This is a genomic window from Aequorivita sp. 609 (genome assembly GCF_014212065.1).
Classification (GTDB): Bacteria; Bacteroidota; Bacteroidia; order Flavobacteriales; family Flavobacteriaceae; genus Aequorivita; species Aequorivita sinensis.
Map to the genome: position 1 here is coordinate 154,411 of NZ_JACJVM010000012.1, position 23,951 is coordinate 178,361.

Genomic DNA, 23,951 nt, shown 5'->3' on the forward strand with positions numbered 1-23,951 from the left:
AACTATTTTACCCCCAACTACTTAACTGCATGAAGCGTATCCCCATCTTCAAAAAGAATATTCTACTATTTATTTCTTGCTTACTATCATTACCAATTTTTGCACAAGTAGGTATTAATACTACTACCCCTAGAACCACCTTAGAGGTGGCTGGAAATACTACTATAAATGGTGCAATTAATATTGAAAATTTGGGCGTAATTCAAGATTTGGACGTACCCTATTTGTTGACTCAAAATCAAGGCGAGGTAGTTAAAGAACTAAATACCACTTACGTAGGTAATTCCTTAGCCTACTTTCAAGAATACAAGTTAACCAATGTGAGTAGGGATTGGGTAAGTGATTTTAATACAAATATAAAGGCTTCAAAATATGGTATGATAGTAATATCAGCCTATTTTAGTCATGAATTAGTGATGGATGGTACTCCTGGGAATTTTGCAATTCCAGCAGTTTCTACAGTTGTAGACCCCTTTACAGGAACGTGGCGAATTAGAGCCGATTATCCATCTGCAACAACAGATGGTTCTGTGAATGGCACTTGGACAATAAACACAATATTAATAACAAGAAATATAGCCAAGGAATTTCCAGACCAAATTATTGAAATGAATGGTGCAACCACTAAGGAGGCAGCCTCCCCAATTATCGATTAATATGATTAAAAATACTGTTTTTCTATTTTGTTTCTGTTTTACCTATCTGGGGTATTCCCAAGTGGGAATTGGTACAGACACACCTACGCCAGGGTATGAATTAGATGTTGAAGGCTCACTTTTAATTCAAAATCATTTTAAGTTGGAAAATTTAGAGAGTGTAAATACTGAAAGCACAAACCTTAATCTATTGTTGAGAAAGAGCAATTCCAATCCTCCAGGGGAAGTAGCCAAATTAGATGTAAAATCAATTAGCGTGGCTCCAGTTAATATTATTAACTATAGATTTCACAATTTAAATAGAGATAATGTTAACAATGTAAATCTTCAATACGATGCATCTAAATACATTGTAGGTATTGCCAATTTTAGGTATGAAGGTCAACCAATTGTAAAAGGTCGAACAGGTTCCAACTACACGCGTCTAGGCTATTTTGTTTCTAGAACTTTTATGCAAGGAGGCACGTGGCATTTAGAAATAAGAAATAGAGAAAGAGATAGTTACAATAATGATAGTATAGTGTATTACGTGAGTTTGATAGTATTTGATAGAAACTATTTTAAAGAACTTCCTCCAATTACAGCAAATCTTTATGGTTTTAGTATAGGATCGGCTCCCGCACCTATAGGTCTTTAAATAATTAAATATGAAAAATCATTATTTTCTTTTAGCTTTTTTATTTATTCAAAGTCTTGGGGTGTTCTCGCAGGTTGGAATTAACAACCCAAACCCTAATGCCACACTTGATGTAATAGGCGATGTTTTGGTAAAAGATAAACTCTATCTAGAAAACCCTGGGGGTGATTTAAATGTTACAAGTTCTAAACTACTAGTAGTTAAAGATAATGAAACTAAAATAGTAAAATACGATATTGGAACGAGCTCCTATGGGCCTTTAAACTATATCAAGTTTTTGTTTAGAGATGTTTCCGAATATGGGTTAAGAGGTGGTTACAATACCAAAATAAGTGCAGAAAAGTACACCCTTGCAGTTCACGGCTATTACCTTTTAATTCATCTTGATCAAACCACAAATGTTTCGTTTAGATCTGAGGCTAATAACAGTAATAGATTTATGGAAGGACATCAGTTTTATGCTTATGTACACAATGGAGAATGGTGGATAAAGGGGTTTGTACAAAATAGTAGAAGTTATAGGTTTTGGCCCATGAATACTGATATTTATATGGATGTAACTATTTATAAAAATGATTTTATCACTAAAAATTGGAGTGATAGGATAGAGGTTAATATGGGAGGAAACACTACTAGAACGGTGGCAACGCCAGAAGGATTTTAATTAGCACAACTAATAATACAACTTCAATAGTTTTCTTTTTAAATACCTATATTAGCTACATTAAAATATTTCTTGTCTAAATAATTATTCTTGGAAACCAAAGTTTACCAAAAAGAAAACAATTTACATCTCGGGAAGCTTTTAGTGGAAAGCTTAAAAGATATTCGTCGGTCTCGTTTCTTGTCATTCCAATTAGCAAAAAGAGACATACAAGCACAATACAGGCAGAGTTATCTCGGGATAATCTGGGCGTTTGTAACACCACTAGCTACAGCATTTGTTTGGATTTTTCTGAATAGCTCCGGTACAGTACAATTAACTGATACAGGAATACCTTATCCAGTATATGCTTTTTCAGGAACGCTGTTGTGGTCCGTAATTACCGAAGCCATTAACTCGCCAATAAGTAGTACTAATAGCGCCAAAGGAATATTATCGAAAATTAATTTCCCTAAAGAAGCCTTGGTGATGTCGGGGATTTTAAAACTTCTCTTTAATAGCTCGGTAAAAGTAATATTGCTGCTGATATTCATCTTTTTCTATGGGGTTGGTTTCAACTGGAGCCTTTTACTTTTCCCTTTTGTGTTATTTGCAGGTATTTTCTTTGGAACTACATTAGGCTTATTTATCACCCCTTTAGGGATGTTGTATAAAGACATAGGCAGAATGATCACTTTTGGCTTGCAGTTTTTAATGTATGTAACTCCAGTAGTTTATGCAATTCCCAAAAGTGGAATTATGAGAACCGTAATGGAGTGGAACCCATTTACGCCAATTATTTTAACGGCTCGCGATTTTGCTGTTGGAATGCCTCCCGCGTACCTCACTTATTTTTTAATCGTAATCGCCTGCTGTATTCCTTTGTTTTTAATAGCATTAATTTTCTATAGAATTTCAATACCAATTTTAGTGGAACGAATGAGTGCGTGATTTTTTAGACGCGAGATGTGAGATGTGAGATGTGAGACGTGAGACGTGAGACGTGAGATGCAAAACTCTAGACTCTAGATTCTAGACTCTAGGTTCTAGACTCTAAACTCTAAACTCCTGTGCATTGTTCGTCTCTAACATGGAGTGATTGCTTTGAGATTGAAAATTTTGAAATTGATTAGATATAAAATAAGTGATAGAAAGTTGAAGTTTGAAAAGTATATTGCTATTTTTCACAAACTATAAACCACCAAAGACCAAAGACCAAAGACCAAAGACCAACCACCATCTAATGAACGAAAGTGAAATTTTAGTAAAAGTAGAAAACCTCTCCAAAAAGTTTTGTAAGGATCTTAAAACTAGCTTGTGGTATGGGGTGAAGGATTTGGCTTCTGGTTTATCTGGAAACAAAAACGAACGAGAGCTGCGGCCAAAGGAATTTTGGGCGGTGAAGGATATTAGCTTCGAGTTAAGGCGAGGGGAATGTCTCGGACTTATAGGCCACAATGGCGCAGGGAAATCTACTTTATTGAAAATCCTTAACGGACTTATAAATCCAGATGCAGGAAAGGTTACCATTAGGGGGAGAGTAGGCGCTTTAATAGAGCTTGGGGCTGGTTTTAACCCTATTCTTAGCGGTAGAGAAAACATTTATAACAACGGGGCTATTCTTGGATTCACAAAAAAAGAAATAGACGAAAAGATTGATAAAATAATAGACTTTGCCGAAATACGGGAGTTTATTGATATGCCTGTTCAGAATTACAGTAGCGGGATGAAAGTGCGACTTGGCTTTGCAGTAGCCGCACAAATGGAACCCGATGTGTTGATTATAGATGAGGTTTTAGCAGTTGGGGATTTGGGTTTTGTTTTAAAATGTTTTAAAACTATTGATACAATTTTACCACATACCGCTGTGATATTTGTAAGCCATAGTATGCCTATGGTTTCTCGAATTTGTAGTCAGATTATTTTAATGGAACAGGGCAAGGCCCAATTTCAGGGAGATGATGTTGGAAAGGCAATTGATTTGTATTATACAAGATTTTCCCAAAGTTCAAATGATATAATTTTTAATGACGGAACGATAGAATTACTTGAGTCAAAAGTAATTTCTGAAATTTCAGAAAATGATATTCCACAAATAAATTGGGGAGAAAATTTAAAGATATATTTAAAATTTAAAAGGCATAATTTCAAGAATGATTTAATATTTATATTAGTCGTTTTTGATAAGGAACAAAAACCTGTTGCTCATTTAAAACATAATACTAAAAGTGATATAATTGGTTTACAAAATAATATTATAGAATTCTTTATAGAGCATAAAAGGTTAGAATTATCTAAAGGGTTTTACTCTGTAGATGTTTCAGTTAATAATGCAATAAGCAGAGAGCCTTATTTAAGAGTAAAGGGTGCATTCACCTTCTACTCTAATCATGAACTTGAAATTTTTCCACCATTTTATCTTTCAACTGAATTTACTAAAGCCTGATATTACATGTCTAAACCAAATTTTTTAATCATTGGAAGTCCAAAGTGTGGTACTACTTCTTTATATAATTATTTAGGTCAACATCCTAAAATTGAATTTGCAGATGTAAAAGAGCCTAAATATTTTTCGTTTAAAAATTTAAATTTAAATTTTAATGCAAATGAAGTTGTAGTAAATCAGATAAAAAAATCAACAATCCAAAACGAAGAGGAGTATTTAAATTTATTTAAAAATAAAACTGCTCCTTATATTGGAGAAGCTTCACCAAACTATTTTCATTTTGAGCCGGCAGCAAAAAATATTTATGACTTTGATTCTCAAATGAAATTAATAGTTATTTTAAGAAACCCTGTAGACCGTTTATATTCAGACTGGAAACATAATGTAAGAATGGGATACGATAGGCAATATAATTTTAGAAAAGCGATTAATCTCATCGAGAAAAGAAAACGAAGTAATAAGCCTCCGTATTTTGATTATTTAGAAAAAGGGAATTATGGTAAGCATCTAAAAAGATATTATAGCTTATTTAATAAAAATCAAATTAAAATTGTTTTTTATGATGATTTAAAAAAAGATGCTAATAAAGTTTGCAATGACATTATTAGGTTTCTAGGGGTTAGTGACGAATTTAATTTTGATACTAGTAAAATTTATATGAAGAGCTATCCAATATATAAGAGTAATTTACTGAGGCAGATAGGACTTCTAGTAAAAAAAATAAGTTTTAATCTGTATAATTATGTAAATAAAATAAATACAGTTAATGAAACTATGTATAAGAACGATAGGGACTATTTTTTAAAATTTTATAAAAAAGATATTCTAGTTTTGGAATCATTAATAAACATTGATTTGAAAAATTGGCTTAAAAATTAAGAGTAGATTATGATAAAGTGTCTAAAGAAAATAATAAGAAATTCCAATGATAGATATGATTTATGGATATCTTTTTTACAGGAAAAAGAGTTGAAAAATGTTGTTGAAGTAGGAGTTTTTAAGGGTGATTTTGCCGAAAAAATATTATTATCATGTCAGGATATTAAAAAGTATTTAATGATAGACCCTTGGCGTCATTTGGATGATTGGAATAAACCAGCAAATGTATTGGATGATACATTTCAAAGCTTTTATGAAGAGACAATGCATAAGACAAATTTTGCAGTCGAAAAAAGAGAAGTTTTTAGAGGTAGAACTCAAGATGTTCAAGATGATATCGAAAATAATTCTTTAGATTTTGCTTATATAGATGGAGATCACACTTTAAGAGGTATTAGCGTAGATTTAATTGCTATATGGGGGAAGATTAAATCAAATGGTTATATAGCAGGTGATGACTTTTGTCCGAGTATATGGCAGCATGATAGAAGTTATGAACCCTCGTTAGTTTTTCCTTTTGCTGTTTATTTTGCTGAGTCAAATAATGTGAAGATTTATGGGTTGCCTTATAATCAGTTCTTAATAGATAAAGGAGCTAAAGGTTATGAGTTCATTGATTTAACGAATGGAAAGTATAACGAGCTAAGCCTGCTACATCAATTAAAAAATGAATCGAGTAATAAAAAGAAGTCTTTTGTTTCAAAGATATTGAGGAAATGAAAAACCTATTAATCTTAGGGTCGGGGAGAAGTGGAACGAGTATGTTAACGGGTATGTTAGCTGATTCTGGATTTCATTTAGGAGATGATTTTGAATATTTGAATAAAAACAAAGCAAATCCTAAAGGTTTTTTTGAAGATTACGAAGTAAATACTGTTAATGAAGATATTTTAAAGGAAACTTTAGTATCTATTCCAGAATTCATAAGAAAACAATTGTTCCCTTCTTCTACATTTTATAGAGCGAGATGGTTGGCGAGAGTATCTATAACTAAAAAAAATGTTAGCAATGAAAAAATAGATAATAGAATCTCATCCTTAATAAACAAAGAAAGGTTTTGTTATAAGGACCCTCGTTTAAGCTATACACTTCCTATATGGCAATCTGTAATAGAGAAAAATGAAATCAAGGTTAAATATTTAGTTGTTTATAGAGAACCAGCTAAAACTGCCAATAGTATCGTTAGAGAATGTAGAGAAAACAAAGCTTTGCATCCTTTAAAAATGGATGTAAGAAAAGCGTTGAAGGTTTGGGAATTAATGTATTCTCACATACTTAAAAACTACAATCAAGATAAAAATAAAAATAATTGGTTATTCATTCATTATAATCAATTGTTTACATCCGAAACACAAAATAAAATCGAAGACTTTATAGGAGCGAGTATTAATAAAGAATTTCCTGAAAAAAAATTATCACGAGCAACCGCAAGTATTGATAAAATGAATTCAAAAATATCTTTGATTTATACGCAATTAAATAAACTTTCGTTATACGCATGAAAATCCTATTCATCACCCACGACACCACAAGAACTGGAGCTCCTATGGTTCTTCTACACTTTTTACGTTGGCTAAAAAAAAATAAGCCTCAAGTTCAAATAGATGTGTTAGCATTACGTTGTGGTAATATGGAGGAAGAGTTTCAGGAAAATTGCTCCAATTATTATAATTATTTGCTAGAAACAAAAACCAATTCTCTATCGATAATAGAACGTATTTTAAAAAAGCTTCATTTATATAAACAGAAAAACAAAAAGGAAGTTTTTATATCTAGTATCGCAAGTAAAGGTTATGACGTAATTTATGCCAATACGATTGTTTCCATACCTATGGCTGTGGCTCTAAAGAAGGTTAGTTTAAATAGTAAGGTTTTGGCACATGTTCATGAGCTCAACACAGTTATAAATCAACTTTTGCCTAACTTTAATCAATATGTAGAAAGTGTTGATGGCTTTATTACAGCTTCTAATCTTGTTGCAAATAATCTTATTAAAAATAGATTAGTAGATAGAAAACTAGTATCAAATATTTATTCATGTGCTTTAGTAGACACTAATTCAAAAGCTTTGTCTAAAAAAGAGCAAAATAGATTTGTAGTTGGCGCATCAGGACATGTAAGTTGGCGAAAAGGATACGATGTTTTCTTACAAGTAGCAAGTTATATTAACAAGCATTACGATGCAAATAATATAGTATTCGAATGGGTAGGTAGTATAAACAAGGATGTTAAGTTTATAGTAGAAGCTGATATTCAAAAAATGGGTTTACAAAATAGAGTACACTTTATTGGAGAGCTAAAAGATCCTAGTTTAAAGTATTCAAACTTCGATGTGTTTTTAATGACTTCTAGAGAAGATCCGTTTCCTCTAGTATGTATCGAAATAGGCATGTTAGGTAAGCCTATAATAAGCTTTCAAAATGCTGTTGGAACTAATGAAGTTCTCAAAGATGGAGGCGGGGTTGTGGTTCCTTATCTAGACATAGAAGAAATGTCGAAATGTATAATGAAATATTATGATGATAAAAAGCTTTTGGAAGAGCATGGTGATTATAATAAGTCTGCTTTTTCAAACTTTACCCCCGATTTAATTTGTCCAAAGTACTATGCCGAAATTTTAAGAGTATTAGATAAATAGTATTTTTTATATCACTATATGTGTTAAAGCCAACTAATTAATGCATTCACAACTTTACATTATTATTCTTAATTATAATTCGGCCACAGAAACAGTTGCTTTATACAATGATTTGAAAAATCAAAGTTATACTAACTATAAAGCTATTGTTGTTGACAACAATTCAAGTATAGAAGATCGTGCTATTTTAGAGGCTGCTATACCTGATAGTAATTTACGATTACTATCTACTAATGATGGATATGCTTCTGGGAATAAGCATGCTATTCAGGAAGCAATATCAAATCAGGTTCCTTTTGTATTACTATTAAATCCAGACATTCGGTTAGATTATAACTGTGTTGAAAATTTAGTCCAGGTATTAATCCAAAATCTAGATGTTGCAGCGGTAGGTCCACGAATTTGTTATAGAAAAGACCCAAATCTTATATACTCTGATGGTGGGTTAATTGATATGGAAAAGGGTGTTTATACTCATCATCTAAATAATAATAAAGCAAAAAATGCTGTTAGTTATAACTCAAGCTTGCAATCGATAGATTATGTAAATGGAAGTGTGTTTTTGGTTAGAACTTCTGTTTTTGAGGATATTGGATTAATGCGAGAAGATTTTTTCTTATACTTTGAAGAAACAGAATGGTGTATAAGAGCAAAGGATAATGGGTATAGACTTATGACGAATGTCGATGCTTTGGCCTATCATCTGTCTAGTGAAAAAGGAGATATGTATCATTATTATATGACGAGAAATAGGTTGTTATTGGCCAAATTATATCCAGCATACTACCAAGCTACTAAAGACATAATTTGGAAGAAGTTGTCAAAAAAGATTAAAAAACATATAAAGGCATTAACTCTACCAGATTCTAAACTTATAGCTCAATTGAAGGGTTATATAGCTGGAAGAATTAAACGAATTAACCCATGAAAAATCAGGTTTTAATTCCAACATCAAAAGATAGAAACCCGTTTTTTGATTCTGTACCAAAGCACAGTCAGTGGAAATTTGATTATGGTGGATTAGAATCAAATATAGACGATTATTCAATAGTGCTAATCCATTGGCCTGAAAAGTTATTTAATTGGAGGGAGCCAAGCCAAGAGCAGCTTTTGCAACTAGAAAAAACAATTTTCAATTGGAAAAGAAATGCAAAAGTTGTTTATGTAGTACATAATCTACAAAGGCATTATGGGATGACTACAAACTTTAAGAAGCTATATGAATTAGTTTTAGAAAACTGCGATGCTATGGTTCATCTAGGAAAATATAGCTTAGAGTTATTTAAAAATAAATATCCATCTGTGATTCATAAGTATATTCCTCATCCACTATATACTACAGGATTTGAAATATTCGATAAAGCAGAAGCTAGAAAACGATTAGGAATATCAAACAATAAATTAATGGTGTTAACACCAGGCAACATAAGAAGCATAGAAGAGCGTAAAATGCTTCTAAAGGTTTTTAAGAAATTAAGAGTTAGAAACAAATTACTTGTGGTTCCTAGGATGTTTAAAAAATCGCTTAATATAGAATTTAAAGGACGTCAACGGATTAAAAAATTCATTGATGTAAAAAAGGTTGTAGAATCTTTCTATAATCAAGATTACTTACCCGAATATAAGTTTGGTTATGGCTTTATGAATTTTGAAGATTTATCACTGTGGCTCTCAGCTACCGATATTGTCTTCATACCAAGAATAGACTCTTTAAATTCTGGCAATATTTTTTTAGGTCTTACCTATAAAAAAGTAATTGTAGGTCCAGCTATAGGCAATATGAAGGAGTTTTTAGAAAAACTTTATTTACCTACGTTTAACCCGGACGATAATTCAAGTGTTGCAGCATCTCTTAGTAATGCTGTGAAAATGTTGAAAACTGATCTTCCGTATAATGATATGGACTTGCAAGTTTTCTCGCCAAAAGTAATTGCATTACAGTGGGACGCTTTTTTAAATGACTTGGTAAATGAAATTAATTAGGTTTTATAAAGATTAATTTATATTTCAATTCACCCTAAACCAACAAAACTTTATCTTGGTCTAATACATCCAAAAGCCCTAAATTTGCAAGTCGCATAAAATCTAATTTTTAGGCGAGGTATTTAAATCCAAATTAGCGCATTACAAACGGTCTATAGCTAAAGACTTCCACCGTTAATTTTAAAAATAAATCAAGTAAGTAACTAGTGTCAGAAAACAAAGGCAACGCATTCGATTTTAAGCTCTTTAAACGATTAATGAGCTTTACTAAACCCTACCGAGGCATCTTCATATTTGTTGCTTTTGCTGCAATTGTTATGTCTGGTTTGGCGGTTCTGCGTCCTTACCTTTTAAAACTAGCTATAGACGATTCGATAGTACCAAAAGATAGCGAAGGCTTTATGACCTACGTTATTTTAATGCTAGTGGTGCTAATTTTGGAAGTGGTTTTTCAATTTGCTTTTATCTTTTACACCAACTGGCTCGGACAAAGTGTTATTCGGGATATGCGACAAAAGCTTTTCCGATTAATGACTAGCTTTAAAATGCAGTACTTCGATAAAAGTGCCGTGGGAAGACTTACTACTCGCGCGGTAAACGACGTTGAAACAATAAGCAGTATTTTTAGCGAAGGCTTATTTATGATAATTAGCGACTTACTAAAAATGCTAGTTATTGCAGGGTTTATGCTTACACAAAGTTGGCGATTATCCCTTATCGTGTTTATTGTATTGCCTTTTATCTTGTATGCGACTCGCGTCTTCCAAAAAGCGATGAAGGTAGCTTTTGAAGATGTTCGTAATCAAGTAGCCAATTTAAACTCCTTTGTTCAAGAGCGAATCACAGGGATGAAGATTGTACAGATTTTCACTCGAGAAAAAACAGAATACGAACGCTTTCAGGAAATTAATAAAAAACACCGAACAGCTTGGATTCGTACCGTGTGGTATAACTCTATATTTTTCCCTATTGCGGAAATGGCAGGTGCAATTGCAACGGGTCTTGTAGTTTGGTACGGTGGATTAAATGTTATTGGAGGAGGAGCTGTAACCCTAGGTATTATAACGGCATTTATTCAGTATGCCGAAATGCTTTTTAGACCGCTTAGGCAAATTGCCGATAAATTCAATACCCTGCAAATGGGAATGGTTGCTGCAAACCGCGTATTCGGGATCTTAGATACCAGATCGCATATAGAAGACAATGGAACTATAAACTACACCAACACTAAGGGTGAAATAGAATTTGTTGATGTACATTTTGGTTATATTGAAGGGGAAGAAGTAATAAAAGGTATTTCTTTTAAAGCGAATCCAGGGGATACCGTTGCCATAGTGGGAGCAACAGGAGCAGGAAAATCTACAATTATCAATCTGCTAAATCGTTTTTACGAAATAAATAGCGGAGTGATTAAAATTGATAATATCGATATAAAAGAGTACACCTTAGCTTCTTTAACGAGTCAGATAGCTGTTGTACTTCAGGATGTCTTCCTTTTTGCGGATACTATTTACAACAATATTACGCTCAACAATCCAAACATCACCGAAGATGAGGTTATAGCTGCCGCTAAAGAAATCGGGGTTCACAAGTTTATAGAGAGTTTACCAGGGGGTTATCACTATAACGTAAAAGAACGAGGAAGTATGCTTTCTTCGGGGCAACGACAGTTAATTTCGTTCTTACGCGCTTATGTAAGCAAACCAAGTATTTTAGTGCTGGATGAAGCCACTTCGTCTGTAGACACCTATTCTGAAGAGCTGATTCAAACAGCCACCGATAAAATCACAAAAGACCGTACTTCTATTGTAATCGCTCACCGATTAGCGACAATTAAAAAAGCCGATAAAATTATCGTTATGGATGCTGGTAAAATTGTTGAAGAAGGCACCCACCACGAACTCCTAGAAAACGAAAACGGTTTCTATAGAAACCTATACGAAGTCCAGTTTGCCGATGGTGGAAATCCTTAGTTTTTAGTTTGTAGTAGATAGTTTGTAGTTGGGAGAGAAGAATCAAATTTCAAATTCCAAATAACAAACTCCAAATAACAAATTCCAAATCTCAAAAGCATAATTAATAAAAGATTTGAGACGTGAGATTTGAGACGCTAGATTGAAGTCTTGATTCTGTTTTCTAACTTCTAATTTCTAACTTTTAACTTCTAGTAGTGAGAGGGTAGTTGGTTGAAGAAGATTAATTCCAGATACCAAATTCCAAAAGCATAATTAATAAGATTTGAGACGTGAGATTTAAGACGCTAGACCGAAGTTTAGTTTCTAGTTTCTAGTTTCTAGCTTCTAGTAGTGAGCGGATAGTTGGTTGAAGAAGATTAATTCCAGATACCAAATTTCAAAGACGTAATTAATAAAAGATTTGAGACGTGAGATTTAAGATGCTAGACCGAAGTCTAGTTTCTAGTTTCTAACTTCTAACTTCCAAACTCCAAATAACAAACTCCAAATAACAAATTCCAAATCCCAAAATCATAATTCATAAAAGACTTGAGACGTGAGATTTGAGACGCTAGACCGAAGTTTAGATTCTAACTTCTAGCTTCTAGTAGTGAGTGGATAGTTGGTTGAAGAAGATTAATTCCAGATACCAAATTTCAAAGACGTAATTAATAAAAGATTTGAGATTTAAGACGCTAGACCGAAGTCTAGTTTCTAGTTTCTAACCTCTAGTTTCTAACTTCCAAATTCCAAATTCCAAAATTGTAATCCATAATTCCTAATTCTGAATTAAAAGGAGGTATGAGAAGTTAGTCTAGATTTTAACTTCTAACTTCTAACTTCTAATTTCCAAACTCCAAATTCCAAAATTATAATTCATAATTCTGAATTCTGAATTTTTTAATTCTGAATTAAAAAAGTCAACCCCCCGAGTTTCACGTTTTGTGAATCACGAGGGGTTAACAAACCAACCAAAAAACTATTTTTAACCTCTTCCTCTAGATCCTTTAGAATTAGATTCTCTTGAAGAACTTCCTCTTGAGGTATTTGCTTTTGTTCTGCTAGGAGCAGGTGCACTAGATTTTTTTACTGAAGTACTACGGCTTGTTGTGGTGCGCGTAGGAGCTTGAGATTTATTTCTAGTTACTGTTCTATTACTTTTATTTGTTGAAACATTTCTAGTTTGTGTTTTAAATGTACTGTTTCTATTCTGTGAAACTGTTGTAGCTCTGCTGGTATTGCTTCTAGTACTCTTTACAGTTCTAGGAGTATTTCTTTGCTCCACGCTTCTCGTTCTAGTGTTCGAACTCTTAACAGGTGTGTTGTTATTTGTACGAGTTAAAACACTTTTCTTGTTGCGATTACTGTTAGCATTTACGCTACCATTTCTAACGTTTCTATCAGTTTTTACGGCACCTCTACTTGACGTGCTTACATCTCTTGTAACTGTATTGCTTCTTGTGTTTGAACGTACAGCATTGTTTGATCTATCGTTATTTCTAACCGAGTTTTTAACTCTAGTATTGTTAGAAATCATAGTGTTTTCTCTACTTGGGTTGAAGTCTTTATTAATAGACGCTCTTCCTCTTTTATCGTAAACACGGCTTCCTGGGCGATAAAAATCTCTACGCCCGTTGTGGTAAGCTACTTTATCTCTGTTTTTGTAATACACTATATGCTCGTGGTAGCTATAACGTACAGGCTTATAGTATCTTCTATAAGGTCTGTCGTAAACCACACAGTGTGTATAGAGTGGTCTAGCATAATAAACATGCCACGGACGGTAAACGTAATATCTGTTGTAAGGGTTGATATATCCACTTACATGTGAAAAATGACCGTAATGGTTATATATTACGTGTAAGCCACCTACTCGTACTAAACGTCGGTTGTTGTAACGAATATCTACATTCCCTGCTTGAATAATACGTCCGTATTCGTCGTAGTAAATAGGTACATTTTCTACCTGAATTACCGCTCCATAATCGTCGTACTGAACATAAGCGTCATAATTATACCCTGAGTTGAAACTTATATTAACGTTTCTGGAGGTTATAGTTACATTAGAACCTTTTTGAGGTCCGATATAAACGAAGTCGAATTGTCCATCTGGGAAGACAGAAAACTCTACATCGCCTTCTACGAAGATGTATGCGTTGCCGTCATAACTTCTTCTAATATTGTTTTCACTTTCTGGAGATGCTGTAGTAGCAGATAATCCCATAAAAAGTATGCTGAAGATAAGTGCTAAGTTTTTCATAAGGTAAAGATTTAAAGGTTTGTACTTTCTCTAAGTTCTTTGGTAGTTCGGTACGTTCTAGATTATTCAACGACCGTGCCAAAGTTTTAAAGTGTTGATTATCAGATGTGGTTTGAGGGAGGGCAAAGAGAAAAGAACAGAGAGAAGAGAACAGAGAGAAGTGGTTGGGAGGGGGGATTTTCTTCAGTTTGTATTTTATTGATCAAAAAAACCCGCTGAAATGAATTACCATTTGCAACGGGTTTTTAAAACTAACCAACCAAAAACTAAAAGTTTCTGTTGTTTTAATTTCAAATAGTATGCCAAATTAGAGAAATTATAGCTTCTCTTTTAAATATGCAGCTGTAAATGATTTTTTGCTTTTTACTACCTCTTCTGGAGTGCCTTCAGCTACTATTTGTCCTCCATTTTCTCCTCCTTCAGGACCAAGGTCTATAATATAATCGGCGCATTTAATAAGGTCTTGATTGTGTTCTACCACAATTACTGTATGTCCTTTTTCTAATAAAGCATAAAAGGAAGCGAGTAGCTTTTTAATATCGTGAAAATGCAGCCCCGTAGTAGGTTCATCAAAAATAAATACAGTTTTTTCTTTTGAAGTTCCTTTTACCAGAAATGAAGCGAGTTTAATACGTTGCGCTTCTCCTCCTGAAAGGGTAGAAGAGCTTTGTCCTAATTGTACGTACCCAAGTCCAACATCTTGTAGTGGCTGTAGTTTTGCAGCTATTTTTGACTGTGCATGTTTGCCAAAAAAGGCTACAGCATCATCAACCGTCATGCTTAAAACATCGTCTATATTTTTATCTTGAAATGTAACTTCTAAGACTTCTTTTTTGAAGCGCTTGCCATTACAGGTATCACATACTAAATGTACATCGGCCATAAACTGCATTTCTACAGTTACTTCCCCTTCACCTTTACAGGTTTCGCATCGACCGCCATCTACGTTAAATGAGAAATGTTTTGGTTTAAATCCGCGTATGTCCGATAGTTTTTGTGAGGCGAAGAGATTTCGAATATCATCGTACGCCTTAATATAGGTAACTGGATTACTTCGGCTAGAACGACCGATTGGGTTTTGATCTATAAATTCTATACTTTTTATGGTATTGAAATCCCCTGTAATTTCTGAAAACTGACCAGGTTTTTCACCATAACCACCAATTTCACGCAGTAGGGCAGGGTATAGTATTTTTTTAACCAAGGTGCTTTTTCCACTTCCAGAAACACCAGTTACCGCTGTAAAAACATTGAGCGGAAAGGTAATATCGATGTTTTTTAAATTGTTCTGTCTAGCGCCGGTAATAGAAATTTTATTTTTGGACGTCCGGCGTTTCTTCGGAACTTCAATTTCCATCTCGCCATTGAGGTATTTTGCAGTAAGCGAATCAGATTTTAGTATCTCTTTATAATTTCCTTGAGCCACCACTTCACCTCCAAATGTTCCAGCTTCAGGGCCGATGTCTATAATCTGATCGGCGGCTTTCATAATATCTTCATCGTGTTCTACTACAATCACCGTATTTCCTAAATCGCGTAATGCCTTCAAAACTACAATAAGCCTTTCTGTATCTTTTGGATGTAATCCGATGCTAGGTTCATCCAATATATACATCGAACCTACCAAGCTGCTTCCTAAGGATGTAGCGAGGTTTATTCGTTGCGACTCTCCACCAGAAAGTGTATTCGATTTACGATTAAGAGTTAAGTAGCCTAAACCAACATCTCTTAAAAAGCTAATGCGATTGTTAATTTCCAATAATAAGCGCTTTCCTACCTTAGCATCGTATTCTGATAATTCAAGGTTTTTAAAGAAATTGGCAAGCTTATCAAGTGGTAGTTCAACTAATTCTTGAATTGAAGTATTGTTTATTTTTATGTAGCTAGCTTCAGGCCGAAGTCGTTTTCCTTTACAAGTAGCACATTTCGTTTTTCCTCGGTAACGTGATAACATTACTCGATTTTGAATTTTATAACTCTTCGATTCTAAAAATGAAAAAAATGAGTTTAAGCCTTCAAAATGTTTATTCCCCTTCCAAACCAATTGTTTCTGTTCATCAGTAAGTTGAAACCAAGGTTTGTGAATAGGAAAATCGAATTTATAAGCGCTATTTACCAACTGATCTCGATACCAGCTCATGCTTTCACCTCGCCAAGGAAAAATAGCATTTTCGTAAACAGAAAGAGCAGTATTTGGAATTACTAAATCTTCGTCTATCCCAATTACATCGCCATAACCTTCACAAACGGGACAAGCGCCATAAGGATTGTTAAAGCTAAACAAGTGAGCGTTGGGTTCCATAAACGACATTCCATCAGCTTCAAAACGATTGTTAAATTCAGTGATTTTTTTAGAAGATAGCTCCTCGATATACAGTTCACCTTTACCTTCAAAAAAGGCTATTTCAACTGCATCGGCAAGACGGTTGTAAAAATCTTCTTCATTTTTTGTAATAACGCGATCTACAACAACATCAATTTTCTCTGGAAAAGATTTCAACTCATCTATGCGTATCACTTCATCTTTAACCTTTACACGAGCATAACCTTGTTGCGCTAGGGCTTGAATTTTATTTTCCATTGTTCGTCCTTCTTCAAGATGAACAGGAGCAAGGAGCAATAATTTTTCGCCTTCTGAAAAGGTCTTGATAAATTTTATTACATCGGAAGTGGTGTCCTTTTTTACTTCTCTTCCTGAAATTGGAGAAATTGTTTTCCCAATTCGCGTGTAAAGTAATTTAAGGTAATCATAAATCTCGGTGGAAGTACCTACGGTAGACCTTGGATTTGTTGAATTTACCTTTTGTTCAATGGCAATGGCAGGAGAAATACCTTTAATAGAATCAACTTTAGGCTTGTCCAATCTTCCTAAAAACTGACGAGCATAACTCGAAAGGCTTTCTACATAGCGGCGTTGCCCTTCAGCGTAAAGCGTATCGAATGCCAAACTGGATTTACCACTTCCAGAAAGTCCGGTAATAACCACAAGTTTATTACGGGGTATAGCAACCGTTATATTTTTTAGATTGTGAAGCTTTGCCCCTTGAATAAGGATGTTGTTCTTAGTATCTATAGTTTCTGTTTTCAATGTAATATCTTTCTTTTTTATTTCCACCTGCTATCGGGATTGCAAAGATACTATATAGGTTTATGCAACACACTTTTGCCGATATTATTATTTATTATAGAAAATTTTAAGCATTTTTTTGCTTTTGTGAAGCGAATGTTGTTATATTTACGCTTTACAACGTCTTAATTATAAATTATTGCCTATAGCTGACCTTTACTTTTAACAAATAAACATTTTATTAAACAACCAAATCATTGTTGTTTATTTATTTAGTAAGTATTGGTATGGAGCAACAAACGAACACTGACGCGTTTTTGGTAAGCGCTTATATTAAGGGTAATGAATCTGCACTTGGCGAGTTAATAACACGTCACAAACAAAGAATTTACAGCTTTATTTATTCAAAGGTCTACGACAGAGATATATCTGAAGATATATTTCAGGACACTTTTATTAAGGTTATTAAAACACTTAAAAAAGGTGGTTATAATGAGGAAGGAAAATTTCTTCCCTGGGTGATGCGAATAGCACATAACTTGGTAATAGACCATTTCAGAAAAAGCAATCGCATGCCTAAATTCGAGAATAATAATGATTTCAATATTTTTTCTGTTTTAAGTGACAGTTCTTTAAATGCTGAAAAACAAATTATTAAAGGACAGGTAGAAGATGATGTCCGAAGATTGATTGAAGAACTTCCTGAAGATCAAAAAGAAGTTTTAATTATGCGTATGTATAAAGACATGAGCTTTAAGGAAATTAGCGAGCAAACAGGTGTTAGCATCAATACAGCCTTGGGTAGAATGCGATATGCCCTGATAAATTTGAGGAAAGTTATTGATAAACATAATATTATATTAACCAATTGATACAATAATATGATTTTTGTTGCGTTATTTGGGAATAAACCATTAAACAACAAGAATCTATGCAAAAATTTTACTCTAAAATATCACGTGTGGACGACGTGAATAAAAATCTCGTTCCAAAAGAAGAAACCATAAAATTTCTTCTGGATTATTCGATGGCTTTAAGTGTTATAGATTACCAAAACAAGAAGTTTGAAGCACTTCTTAACTAAACTTTGGAAAAGCCCTGAAACAAAAATTTCAGGGTTTTTTTATGTCTTAGAATTTCAATCTTCTCAAAATTTACGCTGAAGTTGAATCTGAAAAACAGTATAATATTTACTTCTTTTTCTTATTCCAATACTCGTTAATTACCGATTTCCTGCCAATTGTTTTTGTGATGATATCTTTGTCTAAGTTCCATCCGCGAGCAGGGGAGTATTGCCTTCCATACCAAATCATTTGAAGGTGAAGTTTATTCCATAAATCTTTAGGAAATAACCGCTTCGCATCTTTTTCAGTTTGCACTACATTTTTCCCGTTAGAAAAGCCCCAGCGATACATTAGTCTGTGTATATGTGTATCTACAGGAAACGCTGGAATATTAAACGCTTGGCTTACAACAACGCTAGCAGTTTTATGTCCTACGGCTGGGAAAGTTTTTAATAATTCTATATCTGCCGGAACTACACCGTTGTATTTTTCAATCAATATCTGAGAAAGACCGTGTATTCCTTTTGATTTCATAGGAGATAGCCCTACGGGTTTAATTATTTCTCTTATTTCTTCAACAGAGAGTTTAACCATATCGTACGGATTATCGGCAACTTCAAACAGCAAGGGTGTGATTTGATTAACTCGTACATCTGTGCTTTGCGCCGATAGCAATACCGCGATTAATAATGTGTACGGATCCTTGTGATCTAGCGGTACAGGTATTTGTGGGTAAAGGTTGTTTAACGTATCTATAACGAATTCAACCTTTTCTTTCTTTGTCATTTTAAGTACTTTTATACAAAAATAAGGATAATGAAAACATTACAAGCCGGCGATAAGGCGCCAAATTTTAAAGTTAACGATCAAAGTGGAAATCCTATATCGTCTGAGGATTATAAAGGTAAAAAATGGGTGGTTTTTTTCTATCCAAAAGCTAGTACACCTGGTTGTACGGCAGAGGTTTGCAATTTGAGAGATAATTATCAAGCGCTACAAGATCAAGGTTACGAGCTTTTAGGAGTAAGCGCCGATAGTGAAAAGCGTCAAACAAATTTTAAAGAAAAGTACAAATTGCCATTTCCTCTATTAGCCGATGAAAATAAAGAGGTGCTTAATGGATTTGGAGTTTGGGGTCCAAAAAAGTTTATGGGGAGAGAATACGATGGTATTCACCGCAAAACTTTCATAATTAATGAAGAAGGTATAATAGAGCGCGTAATTGATAAAGTAAAAACTAAAGATCACGCAGCTCAAATCCTTGAAGATTAATCTTTTATTTCTTCGGAATGGGGATTATAGTTAAATAATCTCTTTTTCTTAATAGTTTCAGAGACACCGGCTGGTAACATTTCTTCCCAGCCGTCTTTGTTTTCTTCAATCATCTGTAAGACTTCTCTTGAAAAAATATCCATGTGTTCTGGATTGTAATCTTTAATATCTACAACTTTTCCGTTGTATTTAAAGAATTTGTACAACTCCTTCATTCGTGGATGAACTTTTAGGTTTTCACTATTTATATACTCCCCGGTTTCAGAATCTTTCATTGGGTATAAATAAACCTTAAGGTCTTTAAAGAATAATTTTCCAAAAGCTTCAAGAATTCCCCCGCTTAAGTGACGATAGTATTTTTCATCAAAAATATCAATCAAATTACTTACGCCCATCGCTAGACCCATTCGCAATTTGGTGTAACGCGCGAAATATTCAACCAGCTTGTAGTATTCCTGAAAGTTTGAAATCATAACTGTATGGCCTAACGAACAAAGTAGTTTTGCTCTATCCATAAAGTCTTCTTCATCAATCTCTCCATCGGCACGTAAATTAGAAAGTGTAATTTCAAAAATCACCTCCGTCTTATTCTTATCAACTCTGTTTTCATTTAAAAACATTTCATAAGAATGCTTAAACATATCGATGTTTACCTTGGTTACAGGTCTAAAACTTCCACGTAGGGCTAGAATGTTTTTCTTATAAAGAATTTTAGCGGGTAACACGTTATATCCACTAGCATCAAACATAACAGCGTCGGTCATTCCATTTTTAATAAGCTGCAAACTCATCAACCTATTATCTACACTTTCAAAACGTGGACCGTAAAAGTTTATCGTATCTATTTCAATTTTATCTTGATCGATGTGGTCGTATAAATATCGTAAAAGTTTATTAGGCTCATCGTATTTGTAATATGCGCCGTAAATAAGGTTTACTCCAAGTTTTCCCAAGGTTACTTGTTGCAATTGTGCATCATTTTCGTGAAAGCGAATATGAAGTGTGATTTCATTATAAGGTTCGGTAGGGTCTATTTGAAATCGAAGACCTACCCAACCGTGGCCTTTATATTTTTTAGCAAAATCTATTGTTGCCACAGTGTTTGCAAAAGCAAAGAAAAGTCTATTGGGATGTTTTACACGATCGATTCGTTCTTCAATAAGATCGAATTCGTGTGTAAGCATTTTTTGTAGTCTAGACTCTGTAACGTACCTACCGTCTTCCTCAACACCATAAATAGCGTCGCTAAAATCTTTGTCGTATGCCGACATTGTTTTAGCTACAGTTCCCGATGCACCTCCAGCTCTAAAAAAGTTTCGAACAGTTTCTTGTCCAGCACCAATTTCAGCGAAAGTGCCGTAAATATTTTCATTAAGGTTTATTCTTAAAGCTTTGCTTCTAATGGATGGTATGTTCTCAAACTCCTTATCTCCTAGTATGGATTCCGGCATAGTATGTTCTATTAATTCTTATTAACAAAGGTAGCAAATACAATAGGTAAACAAAAAAAATACTATTATTTTTGCGGGAATGAAATCTAAAATCACGGTTACATTTTTAGGAACTGGAACATCTCAGGGAATCCCTGTAATTGGGAGTAAACACGAGGTTTGTTTAAGTAAAGATCCCAAGGATAAACGCTTAAGAGTTTCTGCGTTAATGTCTTGGGATGATTATAATTTTGTAATTGATTGTGGACCCGATTTCAGATATCAAATGCTTCGAGAAAATGTTTCCAAAGTAGATGGTATTCTTATCACTCACGAACACAGTGACCATACTGCAGGTTTAGACGATATTCGCCCCTTTAATTTTAGACATGGCACGATGCCTTTTTATGCAGACAAGCGTGTTTTTAAATCCCTTCGCGAACGATTCGCATATATTTTTGCTACAGAAAATAAATATCCAGGTGCTCCAAGTATTGAAGCAATTGAAATAGATAAGAATACACCTTTTACCATTGGAGGGAAAAAAGTTGTTCCTATTGAAGCGATGCACGATAAGCTTCCAGTATTAGGATTTCGCGTTGAAGATTTTACATATTTAACCGATGTAAAAACGATATCCGACGAAGAAATTGAAAAAGTGAAGGGAACTAAGGTTTTGGTAGTAAACGCGCTACGCGAAGAGCCTCACTATTCGCATTTTAATGTAACGGAAGCACTCGAGTTTGTTGAAAAAATAAAACCAGAAAAAACGTATTTTACACATATCAGTCATATAATGGGTTTTCATGAAGAAGTAGAAAAGAAGCTTCCAAAAAACGTTCATTTGGCTTACGATACACTAAAGATTAATATATAATTACATGAGAAAGAATATTTATTTATACCTGTTTCTATTTGTTCTACTGTTGATTCTTTTTCAGTATATGAATCAGAAGAAAATTTTTGAAAGACAAGAAAACAAAATCGAAGAACTTAGAGAAAGAGCAAACAAAGCTGAAGATTCTTTAGAAGTACTTAGTCTTGAAAACCACAATCTTAATTACTTCACCTTGCAAGGAAATGAGAATGCAATGACCTATTTAGAAAGGTTAGGGTATGAAGCTGCTGATGTGGAGACTATGATTTCTGAGAAAATCTACGATTTCAATCTACAGAAAGGGAATAACCCATTGGTGCCTTTTGAAGGTATGAATGGGGATATGAAGATAAATAAAGTAAAATTCCTAAACCACAAATGGATTCAAGCCGATTTTACGGATGGTAAATTCTGGGGTGAGATGATTTTAGAATATTACTTTAAAGAAAACGGCGATCTAGACCTTACTCCAATAGCATCTTTTCTATATCAGAATTAGGAATTAGGAATTTAGAATTATGAATTATGATTTTGTAATTTGTAATTTGGAATTTGTTGTTTAGAATTTATTCTTCACTTCGTAGTTTTCACAAGAGAAAGAAACTAGAGGCTAGAGACTAGAATCAGTGTATAGCATCTAGCATCTCAAATCTCCCGTCTCTTATTAATTATGAATTCAGATTGCCGAATTATGAATGAAGATTTATGATTTTGGGATTTGGCACTTGAAATTTATCCATCCACTACAAACTAAAAACTACCAACTACCAACTACCAACTAATCTCTCATCTCTTACCACTAGAACCAAGAGCCAAGACTTAACGTCTAGCATTTAGCATCTAGCATCTCAAATCTCCCGTCTCTTATTAATTATGAATTCAGAATACAGAATTATGAAAGATGATTTACGAATTTGGGATTTGACACTTGAAATTTATCCCTTCACTACAATCTAAAAATTATCAACTACCAACTAATCTCTCATCTCTCACCACCAGAACCAAGAGCCGAGACTTAACGTCTAGCCTCCAACCTCCAACTTCTCAACTAACCTTTTCTAGCCAAGTTTTGAAGTCGTGGAAATTTTGTGGGGCTACGCCGTGGCCAACAGGATATTCTGAATAAGCACAGTTTATATTTAAATTTTTTAGAAACGGCTCTGTTTTTCTCGCCCATTGAACGGGAATAACTTGGTCTACGCTTCCGTGAGAAGTATAGACGTTTAGATGACTAAAATCATTGCTTTTATAGCCTTCTTTTAATATTTCTTCGTTGATATAACCGCTTAATCCGATAACATTTTTCACTTTTTCTGGATAGCTTAAAGCTACCGCAAAACTCAAAATTGTTCCCTGACTAAAACCAAGTAGGGTTACATTATTTTCATCTACATTGTATTTTTCAACTACACTATCGATACATTTTGCAACCAATTCTCTCGAGCTAATGGCTTGTACGTCATCACTAAATTTTCCTTGGTCGTTATCAAAATAGATATTGTACCAAGCATTTCCATATGGCTCAAGTTTTATAGGTGCTTTTAGAGAGATGATTGCATATTTTTCTGGAAGTTCAGAAGCGAAGGAGAATAAGTCGTTTTCATCACTTCCAAATCCGTGTAGCATTATAATTACTGGTGCCTTTCCCGAAGTGTTTTTCGCGGCTCTATAGTTGTGTTCTAAAAGTAAAGTTTGTTTTTCCATAAGTTGCAAAAATAAGCAAGACCTTTCAATCTGAAAGTACTTCAGAAGAAAAGGTCTGTTTAAATATAGTTTTAAATAATTTAGATTCCTTTAAACCATTCTTGAAATTGTTCGCCTAATAGCGGCACGGGTTTCATTTCACCTTGTACAGCACTAACTAATCCAAGAATCCACAGTACTAAAACTCCAATATTCACTATGGATGAAAGAATCCATAAGTCTAAAAAACCAGAAATTATTGCAAACACCACACCCACACACATAATTCCTAACGATTGGCGAACGTGAAAAGTTCCTAACGGAGTTTTATTACCGTTGTTCATTATAAGTGCAATAATCCAGCCTATTAGAGTGATATATGAGATAATTGCAACTGTTTTACCATCATCTGAAGCTTTTTCCATAATATAAAAATTTAATTATAAATTTATGATAAGCTA

Annotated in this window: 23 protein-coding genes; 17 read left to right on the forward strand and 6 right to left on the reverse strand. The window is 33.8% G+C overall.

The window, feature by feature from the left end; translation table 11 throughout:
- The first annotated feature begins 29 nt into the window (after nt 1-29).
- From H4O20_RS06335 to H4O20_RS06390, 12 genes are all read left to right on the forward strand, one after another.
- A complete protein-coding gene (locus tag H4O20_RS06335) occupies nt 30-656 on the forward strand; it encodes a hypothetical protein (protein WP_185098638.1) in 627 nt (208 codons plus the stop codon).
- Nucleotide 657: 1 nt separating this feature from the next.
- A complete protein-coding gene (locus H4O20_RS06340) occupies nt 658-1,293 on the forward strand; it encodes a hypothetical protein (RefSeq protein WP_185098639.1) in 636 nt (211 codons plus the stop codon).
- 10 nt (nt 1,294-1,303) lie between these two features.
- Nucleotides 1,304-1,957 carry a hypothetical protein gene (locus H4O20_RS06345; protein WP_185098640.1) on the forward strand — a complete coding sequence of 218 codons (654 nt, stop codon included), beginning with the start codon at nt 1,304-1,306 and terminating at the stop codon, nt 1,955-1,957.
- A gap of 90 nt (nt 1,958-2,047) precedes the next feature.
- On the forward strand, nt 2,048-2,887 hold the full coding sequence (locus tag H4O20_RS06350) for an ABC transporter permease (protein ID WP_185098641.1): 840 nt from the start codon (nt 2,048-2,050) through the stop codon (nt 2,885-2,887).
- Between the two features lie 292 nt (nt 2,888-3,179).
- The gene (locus tag H4O20_RS06355) at nt 3,180-4,382 is read left to right on the forward strand and encodes an ABC transporter ATP-binding protein (protein ID WP_185098642.1); all 1,203 of its coding nucleotides are present in this window, start codon (nt 3,180-3,182) and stop codon (nt 4,380-4,382) included.
- A gap of 6 nt (nt 4,383-4,388) precedes the next feature.
- The gene (locus H4O20_RS06360) at nt 4,389-5,261 is read left to right on the forward strand and encodes a sulfotransferase domain-containing protein (protein WP_185098643.1); all 873 of its coding nucleotides are present in this window, start codon (nt 4,389-4,391) and stop codon (nt 5,259-5,261) included.
- Between the two features lie 9 nt (nt 5,262-5,270).
- On the forward strand, nt 5,271-5,981 hold the full coding sequence (locus H4O20_RS06365; RefSeq protein ID WP_185098644.1) for a class I SAM-dependent methyltransferase: 711 nt from the start codon (nt 5,271-5,273) through the stop codon (nt 5,979-5,981).
- Nucleotides 5,978-6,763 (forward strand): sulfotransferase domain-containing protein, encoded by a 786-nt coding sequence (locus H4O20_RS06370; RefSeq protein ID WP_185098645.1) that lies wholly within the window; start codon nt 5,978-5,980, stop codon nt 6,761-6,763. The genes H4O20_RS06365 and H4O20_RS06370 overlap by 4 nt, the downstream gene beginning before the upstream one ends.
- The gene (locus H4O20_RS06375) at nt 6,760-7,899 is read left to right on the forward strand and encodes a glycosyltransferase (protein ID WP_185098646.1); all 1,140 of its coding nucleotides are present in this window, start codon (nt 6,760-6,762) and stop codon (nt 7,897-7,899) included. Before H4O20_RS06370 ends, H4O20_RS06375 begins: the two co-directional genes overlap by 4 nt.
- A 40-nt stretch (nt 7,900-7,939) precedes the next feature.
- Entirely contained in the window at nt 7,940-8,827 is an 888-nt protein-coding gene (locus tag H4O20_RS06380) for a glycosyltransferase family 2 protein (RefSeq protein ID WP_185098647.1), read from the forward strand.
- On the forward strand, nt 8,824-9,882 hold the full coding sequence (locus H4O20_RS06385) for a hypothetical protein (protein ID WP_185098648.1): 1,059 nt from the start codon (nt 8,824-8,826) through the stop codon (nt 9,880-9,882). The genes H4O20_RS06380 and H4O20_RS06385 overlap by 4 nt, the downstream gene beginning before the upstream one ends.
- A 206-nt stretch (nt 9,883-10,088) precedes the next feature.
- The gene (locus H4O20_RS06390) at nt 10,089-11,855 is read left to right on the forward strand and encodes an ABC transporter ATP-binding protein (RefSeq protein ID WP_139854863.1); all 1,767 of its coding nucleotides are present in this window, start codon (nt 10,089-10,091) and stop codon (nt 11,853-11,855) included.
- Between the two features lie 967 nt (nt 11,856-12,822).
- Here H4O20_RS06390 and H4O20_RS06395 read toward each other — a convergent pair.
- Entirely contained in the window at nt 12,823-14,097 is a 1,275-nt protein-coding gene (locus H4O20_RS06395; protein WP_185098649.1) for a hypothetical protein, read from the reverse strand.
- Between the two features lie 316 nt (nt 14,098-14,413).
- Nucleotides 14,414-17,185, reverse strand: a complete 2,772-nt coding sequence (uvrA, locus tag H4O20_RS06400) for an excinuclease ABC subunit UvrA (protein ID WP_185098650.1) — start codon at nt 17,183-17,185, stop codon at nt 14,414-14,416.
- A 266-nt stretch (nt 17,186-17,451) separates the two neighbouring features.
- On the opposite strand from uvrA, the gene H4O20_RS06405 reads away from it, so the two are divergent.
- Both H4O20_RS06405 and H4O20_RS06410 read left to right on the forward strand, forming a co-directional pair.
- Nucleotides 17,452-18,036, forward strand: a complete 585-nt coding sequence (locus tag H4O20_RS06405; protein ID WP_185098697.1) for an RNA polymerase sigma factor — start codon at nt 17,452-17,454, stop codon at nt 18,034-18,036.
- A 59-nt stretch (nt 18,037-18,095) separates the two neighbouring features.
- On the forward strand, nt 18,096-18,248 hold the full coding sequence (locus H4O20_RS06410) for a hypothetical protein (protein ID WP_165148262.1): 153 nt from the start codon (nt 18,096-18,098) through the stop codon (nt 18,246-18,248).
- A 106-nt stretch (nt 18,249-18,354) separates the two neighbouring features.
- On the opposite strand, the gene nth is transcribed toward H4O20_RS06410, so the two are convergent.
- On the reverse strand, nt 18,355-19,014 hold the full coding sequence (gene nth / locus H4O20_RS06415; RefSeq protein ID WP_139854859.1) for an endonuclease III: 660 nt from the start codon (nt 19,012-19,014) through the stop codon (nt 18,355-18,357).
- A gap of 30 nt (nt 19,015-19,044) precedes the next feature.
- On the opposite strand from nth, the gene bcp reads away from it, so the two are divergent.
- Complete coding sequence (gene bcp, locus H4O20_RS06420) at nt 19,045-19,500, forward strand: thioredoxin-dependent thiol peroxidase (RefSeq protein ID WP_139854858.1); 456 nt, start codon at nt 19,045-19,047, stop codon at nt 19,498-19,500.
- On the opposite strand, the gene H4O20_RS06425 is transcribed toward bcp, so the two are convergent.
- On the reverse strand, nt 19,497-20,951 hold the full coding sequence (locus tag H4O20_RS06425) for a TonB-dependent receptor (RefSeq protein WP_139854857.1): 1,455 nt from the start codon (nt 20,949-20,951) through the stop codon (nt 19,497-19,499). The two genes, bcp and H4O20_RS06425, sit on opposite strands and share 4 nt — an antisense overlap.
- Nucleotides 20,952-21,030: 79 nt before the next feature.
- Between H4O20_RS06425 and H4O20_RS06430 the strand changes: the two genes are divergently transcribed.
- A complete protein-coding gene (locus tag H4O20_RS06430; RefSeq protein WP_139854856.1) occupies nt 21,031-21,807 on the forward strand; it encodes an MBL fold metallo-hydrolase in 777 nt (258 codons plus the stop codon).
- Between the two features lie 4 nt (nt 21,808-21,811).
- Nucleotides 21,812-22,306: a hydrolase gene (locus H4O20_RS06435; RefSeq protein WP_139854855.1), complete on the forward strand. Its 495-nt coding sequence runs from the start codon at nt 21,812-21,814 to the stop codon at nt 22,304-22,306.
- 545 nt (nt 22,307-22,851) lie between these two features.
- Here H4O20_RS06435 and H4O20_RS06440 read toward each other — a convergent pair.
- Together H4O20_RS06440 and H4O20_RS06445 are read right to left on the reverse strand one after the other, a co-directional pair.
- A complete protein-coding gene (locus H4O20_RS06440) occupies nt 22,852-23,511 on the reverse strand; it encodes an alpha/beta hydrolase (RefSeq protein ID WP_185098651.1) in 660 nt (219 codons plus the stop codon).
- An 80-nt stretch (nt 23,512-23,591) separates the two neighbouring features.
- Nucleotides 23,592-23,915, reverse strand: coding sequence for a DUF4870 domain-containing protein (locus tag H4O20_RS06445; RefSeq protein WP_139854853.1), 324 nt, complete (start codon nt 23,913-23,915; stop codon nt 23,592-23,594).
- Between the last annotated feature and the right edge of the window lie 36 nt (nt 23,916-23,951).